The sequence below is a fragment of the Rhodococcus sp. IEGM 1406 genome (genome assembly GCF_030056745.1).
GTDB classification, from domain to species: Bacteria; Actinomycetota; Actinomycetes; order Mycobacteriales; family Mycobacteriaceae; genus Rhodococcus_F; species Rhodococcus_F erythropolis.
Window position 1 is genome coordinate 175,584 of sequence record NZ_JASHKO010000008.1, and the last position, 7,010, is coordinate 182,593.

The 7,010-nt window shown below is 60.7% G+C and carries 4 protein-coding genes; 2 read left to right on the top strand and 2 right to left on the bottom strand.

All coding sequences use genetic code 11. The features are described 5' to 3' along the window. Positions 1-27 precede the first annotated feature (27 nt). Entirely contained in the window at positions 28-1,146 is a 1,119-nt protein-coding gene (locus QM596_RS28875) for an alpha/beta hydrolase (protein WP_019749282.1), read from the bottom strand. A 111-nt stretch (positions 1,147-1,257) separates the two neighbouring features. On the opposite strand from QM596_RS28875, the gene QM596_RS28880 reads away from it, so the two are divergent. Both QM596_RS28880 and QM596_RS28885 read left to right on the top strand, forming a co-directional pair. Next, complete coding sequence (locus tag QM596_RS28880; protein ID WP_133729006.1) at positions 1,258-4,440, top strand: DEAD/DEAH box helicase; 3,183 nt, start codon at positions 1,258-1,260, stop codon at positions 4,438-4,440. A 113-nt stretch (positions 4,441-4,553) separates the two neighbouring features. After that, positions 4,554-5,129: a TerD family protein gene (locus tag QM596_RS28885; protein ID WP_003940660.1), complete on the top strand. Its 576-nt coding sequence runs from the start codon at positions 4,554-4,556 to the stop codon at positions 5,127-5,129. 82 nt (positions 5,130-5,211) lie between these two features. Here the strand turns inward: QM596_RS28885 and QM596_RS28890 are convergent, their stop codons facing one another. Beyond that, positions 5,212-6,624, bottom strand: coding sequence for a plasmid pRiA4b ORF-3 family protein (locus QM596_RS28890; protein WP_283310542.1), 1,413 nt, complete (start codon positions 6,622-6,624; stop codon positions 5,212-5,214). Positions 6,625-7,010: the final 386 nt, after the last annotated feature.

The window sequence follows — 7,010 nt, forward strand, 5'->3', positions numbered from 1 at the left end:
CACAACCCGAGCACTGTTGTCGAACCGTCAGACGCCCAATGCCCGGGACAGAGTCGGCCACGCCTTCGGCAATCGTTCACGCCAATACGCCCACGCGTGTGTGCCGTTCGGCTCGTAATCCACCTGCGCCGGAATCTTCAGCTCCTGCAACCGCGCGTCGAACATCTTGGTGCAGGCGTGCGCAGCAACCTCGATGCCGCCGCCGATCACCAGGCGCTCGAGCAGTTCAGGAGTCTGCAGCGTCTCGTCAGATCCGGGACGACCATTTGCCGTCGACACGTAGATTTCCTTGCCACGCAACTTCTCTGCGTTGATCAACGAATCGTGTGCCTCCCACTCCGGGCCCCCTGGCACACCCCAGATGTTGGCTGGATCTCCGCTTCGAGAAGAAATCGTGGCCTGCACGGCGGTTCGGCCGAGCGGATCCATCGTGGAATAACAGCCGCTGAACACGGCAACGCCGCGGTACATGTCCGGAAAGCGTTGGGCGAGCATCATTGCACCCATTGCGCCCATCGAATTGCCGGCAATCGCGTTGATTCCGTTGGTCTTGAGTCGCGCGTCGATCAGCGGTGGCAACTCCTCGGTGATGAAGGTTTCCCACTTGTGCAGTCCCAGCCGCGGATCCGGATTCTCCCAGTCCGAGTACAGGCTCGCGATTCCGCCATTAAGCATCACGACGTTGACGTTCTTGTCGGCGAAGAACGCCGGGGCGCCGCCGATCGTCATCCATCCGCTGCTCTTCTCTCCGGCGTCGACGCCCTCGAGCATGTACAGCGCTGGGCGCGGAACCGAATTGTCCGCGGGTAGCAAGATCTCGACGCCGACCTCGCGTCGAAGTGCAGGCGACGCCACCGTCAGCCTGACTGCCTGCGGTGCGGTCACCTTCTCGCCGACGATGGCCGGGACGACGATGTCGTCGCGCAGCTCCGGCTTGGGGCCCGGATCCTCCTGAAGCGGTCCTGGGATCGTCGACCCCGAACTCACGCTGCCCTCGACGCTGCCCAGACTTCCCGAGCTTCCCGAGCTCCCGGAACTCGGCGCTGCCGTCGACAGTCCGCCCAACTGCAAAGAAAGTGCACAAACGGCCAAACACACCGCACCTGTGCGCGCAGATCGGATCCACGCACGCCGCTCAGTCCTCATGAAACTCCCAAACCAGTCAAAGATGTTTCCGTGAACATACCGTGCAGTTCGGACTTTCTTGGACAAACGACCACGACAAGATCTGTCGGTCACCGCTACTAGGCTGGCCCCGTGCAACTGGATTCAGTCAGGGCCCTCGACCTCGACCGAATTCGCGCTGTCGTGGGCACAACCACCTACGAACGCGGACTTGTCTACCTGCGGCAGAATGCAGTCGAATCCATCGGATGGAACGACACCGCTGACACCTTGACCGGCGCTGTATCGGGAACTGCGCGGGAGCCGTACACCTGCACGATTTCGGTAAGTCGCAGCGCGGCCGGTACAGCAACGTTCACGCGTGGCCTCTGCACGTGTCCCGTGCGGATGAACTGCAAGCACGTAGTCGCGTTGGTGCTCGCAGCGGTTGCCGAGGCGAACAAGACTCCACAACACCTCGGATGGGACAGCGCGCTCGAGGAGTTGCTCCGACCAGACCCGGCCGGCCGCACTACACGTGGACTTGGCATTCAATTCACCACCCGAACCAAGGGCGCATCGACAAGGCTCATCGTCAAACCCGTACAACCAGGAGCGAGAGGGTGGATCTCCGGCGGGCTCGCCTGGAACAAACTCGGAAGCACTTTTCAGTTCCCCGCAGATCACCTCCGGGTTCTACGCGACATACATCTCCTCCACAGCGCCGGCAACTACTACCGAAATCAAAATGCCGCGGAAATCGATCTTGCCGGGTTCGCGAGCCCGCAACTCTGGTCACTTCTTCGTGAGGCCATCAGCGTCGGCGTTTCACTCGTTCACTCGAAGGCCTGCCTCGGCAACATCTCCCTGCTCGACGATGCCAGCATCTGCCTCGACGTCCACGGAGCGGAAGACAACAACCTCCGCCTGACGCCCCGAATTCAGGCCGGTGGGCGCATCGTGACTCATTCCGACTGGGGACTGGTCGGGACGCCGGCACATGGCGTCTTCGCGCTCGACGACGCCAACGCGATCACTCTGACACAACTGCACACGCCGATAACTCACCAATTGAGGCAGTTGATCGACTCCGGAAAATCGGTCGACATACCCGCCGAGCATCGGGATGCATTCACTTCGCGGTTCGTGTTCAAACTCGGAAACCTCGCTCCCGTCATATCTTCCGACGGCGCCTACAACCCACCGACTGTGTCCGGTCCTCGGCTACAACTGGTCGCCACGTACGCGGACAACCACCGCATCGACATCGAATCGGCATGGAAGTACACAGTCGATGCCGACGAACTGATCATTTCTACCGCAGACACAACCACCGACGAGTCCGAGATCCGCAACCACGTTGCCGAAGATGCCATTGCCAAGAGCCTCGGTGCGGCCGCGGCGAAGGCCACTCTCGCGGGAACGTTGGCCGGCCTCGATTCCATGCAGTTCACACTCGACCTCCTCCCCCAACTCGACGCGAACGACGACGTCGACCTCACCGTCGTGGGCACTCCCGCCGACTATCGGCCCGCAGACGACGCTGTCGTGATCGGCCTCAGCACGTCAGCCCCCGACGGGAGCAGCGGATCCGACTGGTTCGACCTCGACGTCACCGTCGACGTTGCGGGACAAGGCGTTCCGTTCACCACGCTGTTCTCCGCCCTGAGCAAGGGTGAGACACACATACTGCTGCCGGACGGCGCCTTCTTCCGACTCGACGCACCTGACCTTCTCGGTCTACACCGACTCATCACCGAAGCGCGGTCGCTGCTCGATCGACCAACCGGCAAACTCGCGATCAGCAAGTTTCAAGCCGGGCTGTGGGAAGAATTGACGGCACTGGGAAGAGTCGAACATCAGGCAGCAGCTTGGAAGAAGCAGATCGCAGGATTGCTCGGCGGTTCCGGGATCGATCCCGTCGACGTCCCCGCCACGTTGACGGCAACACTGCGCCCCTATCAGGTCGACGGATTCCGCTGGCTCAACTTCCTCCGGCAGCACAGCCTGGGCGGCATACTCGCCGACGACATGGGCCTGGGCAAGACCCTGCAAACTCTCGCAATGATCTGCACTGCACGGCAATCGAATCCAGCGGCGCCGCCCTTTCTGATCGTTGCTCCCACCAGCGTGGTCTCCAATTGGAAATCCGAGGTGGCCAAGTTTGCACCAACCCTCCACACCGCTGTCATCACGGATACTCTGCGGCGCAGAAGAACCGACCTGGCAACACTCGTCGACGGGGCGGACATCGTCGTGACGTCGTACGCTCTCTTTCGCCTCGACACCGATGCGTATTCGGCGGGCGTCTGGTCCGGACTGGTACTCGACGAAGCCCAATTCGCCAAGAACCACAAGTCCAAGGTCCACAAGTGTGCGACGGCAGTGAACGCACCCTTCAAACTCGCGATCACCGGCACTCCCATGGAAAACAATCTCATGGAGTTGTGGTCGCTCCTCGCGATCACTGCACCAGGACTGTTCCCCAGTCCCACCACCTTCACCGACGTCTACCGCAACCCCATCGAAAAGGAAGGCGACACAGAGCGATTGGCGCAACTTCGGCGGCGCGTCAAACCGCTGATGGTTCGGCGCACCAAGGAACAGGTGGCTGCAGACTTGCCGCCGAAGCAGGAACAGATACTCGAGATCGAGTTGCATCCGAGCCATCGCGCGATCTACGACACCCACCTGCAACGCGAACGGCAGAAGATTCTCGGACTGCTCGACGACGTCGACAAGAACCGATTCACGATCCTGCAATCGCTGACGGTGCTACGCCAACTCAGTCTCGACGTCTCGCTGGTCGACGAGGAAAGCGGACCTGTCCCCTCAGCCAAGGTCGACGCTCTCGTCGAGCAATTGGACGACGTCATTGCGGGCGGACACCGTGCGTTGATCTTCAGCCAATTCACCGGGTTCCTCGGTTCTGTCCGCAAACGACTCGACACGGAAAAAATTCCGTACAGCTATCTCGACGGTTCGACGCGCAATCGCGGTGAAGTGTTGGAGGAGTTCAAGTCTGGCGCAGCCCCCGTATTCCTGATCAGCCTCAAGGCTGGTGGCTTCGGCCTCAACCTCACCGAGGCCGACTACTGCTTCATTCTCGACCCGTGGTGGAACCCGGCCGCCGAGGCACAAGCAGTCGATCGCACTCACCGCATCGGGCAGACACGAAACGTCATGGTCTACCGTCTCATTGCCAAAGACACGATCGAAGAGAAGGTCATGGCGCTCAAAGCCAAGAAGTCGGCATTGTTCTCGAATGTCATGGACGCCGAAGGGACACTCGGCACCGGACTCGACGCCGAGGATCTTCGCGCGCTGTTCGAGTGAGGTAGCTATTCGGTCGAACCGCACCTACCCGCTCACGGTAATGTGAGTCGAGAACGGACAACACAGAACTCCCGAACGAAGAAATCCACTTCGTTCGAACGAGAGGAACCTGAATGGGCGTCACACTTGCCAAGGGCGGCAACGTATCTCTGTCGAAAGCCGCACCCAACCTCACCAAGGTCGCAGTCGGTCTCGGCTGGGATGCACGCAGCACCAGTGGTGCCGACTTCGACCTCGACGCCAGCGCGTTGGTCACCGGCCCGGAACGCAAGGTTCTTTCCGACCTGCACTTCGTCTTCTACAACAACCTTCGCTCGCCCGACGGATCCATCGAGCACACCGGCGACAACCTCACCGGTGAAGGTGACGGCGACGACGAAGTCATCAACGTCGACCTCCCGGCTGTACCGCCCAACGTCACCAACATCTTCTTCCCCGTCTCGATTCACGACGCCGATGCCCGACTCCAGTCCTTCGGGCAGGTCACCAACGCCTACATCCGCGTCGTAGATCTGTCGAATGGATCCGAGCTGGCACGATACGACCTCTCGGAAGACGCTTCCACCGAGACCGCCATGCTTTTCGGTGAGCTCTACCGCCACAACGGCGAGTGGAAGTTCCGCGCAGTCGGACAGGGCTACGCATCCGGACTCGCCGGCATCGCCCGCGACTACGGCGTCAACATCTGATCTCTACCAGGACACGAAATGGGGTTCGATTCGGCATTGCCGGATCGAACCCCATTTCGGTTGTCTGCATCGAATGCGCGAGTTAACGCTGCAGGATCGCCCTCGCGAGGTGAACAGCCCAGGGAGAGTCCTCTTTGGTGCCGAACTTCCCCAGCTCGTACCCCGTAGCGCCGATCAAGCCGAGCACCTCTACGGTGCTCCCGGACGTGTCACGTTTGGAAGTCTGAGCGCCGGACATGAGGATGCTTGACGACCGAATCGACTCCAGTGCTCCCGCGACGAAGCGATGACGATCTGCCGGCGACAAACCAGCGGCTACGGCGAGGAGGACAAGAAGTTCCACTGCTCTCTGCGAGCCGCCCGGCGCAACCGGAACGCTGTCGACGATCACCGACCACATGATTGATGCGTCCCGCTGCGCTGACTGTCCCCGCTTCGTCAGCACAATCTGCCCTTTGTGCTTTCGCACCAGGCCAAACCTCTTGAGTACTGCGAAGAGCGATCGCCCCTTGGGAAGGTTGACAGGTCCTAGTTCGGGTTCGTCGAGCATCGCGTCGACCGTCGTGAAGAAGTCATCAGCGTCGACCCCTTCGACACCGATCAGCGTCAAGACCGCTTGAAGGCGTTGGCCCGCCTCGACGTGGACCAACTCTCCGATTGCCGACTCATCGTCAATGCCGGCTCGGGCGAGGACCGCGCGCAGTTCCGGGACTCGCGAGGGTTCCAGGCATTCGACGAGCATTGCGGTGTCGTACGGCGCAACGATCTCGTCCGGTCGAGGTATATGAAGCCGATTGTTGACCTCAGCGATCTCGAATCGTGTCGGCTCGAATTCGGTTTGCGGCCATTCGAGGGTCCATTCGTGGGAGCGCAACTTCTCCGAACCGAGGACACCGAGGAGCTGCTCGTACTCGTCAGGCCCGACGCATTCCTCCGGCGGACACGCACCGCGACCCGCGGCACACACAATTTGGAATCCGTCGGGCAGTACCTCCGAAGATTCAAGTGTCAGCGTGTGACTCCAGTTTCCGAAGCGTCCGTAGCGATATCTAAGTTCATCGCCGGGCGAGACCATGACCTCGTCCAGACGTACCGCAGACTCTACGATCGCCACTCGTCCGGCGAGGCGCTGCTCGGCGTTGCTTCCGGAAGCTACATACTCTTCGACCTCGCCGGGAAATCGGGTTCCTGACTTGGACCACGCGTGCGAATGACGGTCACTCCACCCCATTGCCCGTTGAACCACCAAATGCAGGTCACCCAGATTCAAATCCGACGCGACGAGAATTCGTCGCCAGATCTGAGTGGATACATTGTCGACGCTGATACGTATCGCGTATTGCGCCGGTACCGCGCGCCTCTTCGAACGTAACGATCGCGCAATCTGAATGCCCCCACGCACTCCGCCAGCTTCTTGTACAAACCTTTGCAGTTCTTCAGGTTCCGTCGGAACGAGTCGCAAATGCGACACCCGCGAGCTGCTCAACCCCACCATGACACTCAGCCTAGGCCAAAGTGCTAGGGACAAAGGCACAAAATCGGAGAGTACTTCGCACCTATGAGAGGGTTCACAATCTGTACCTTGGCTAACCAGTCGCTACGTGCGTCGGCGCTGGCATCTTCCTCACCCAATTCCTGCCCTGATGGTGCCCTGATCGTGCCCTGATCGTGCGAACGGTACGTTCGGTCGATCTGAGGCGACGAAAGTACCGTTCGCTCGAAGTCGGGGGTGCCGGCGGCGTGCCCGCCCTTTGATGGTGTGAACGGTACGTTGGGTCGGTCTGAGGCGACGGACGTGCCGTTCGCTCGCAGTGAGGGTGGGGTGTTTTTGGGTACGAGAAAGCCCCCCAACCATCACTGGTTGGGGGGCTTCTCAAGTTG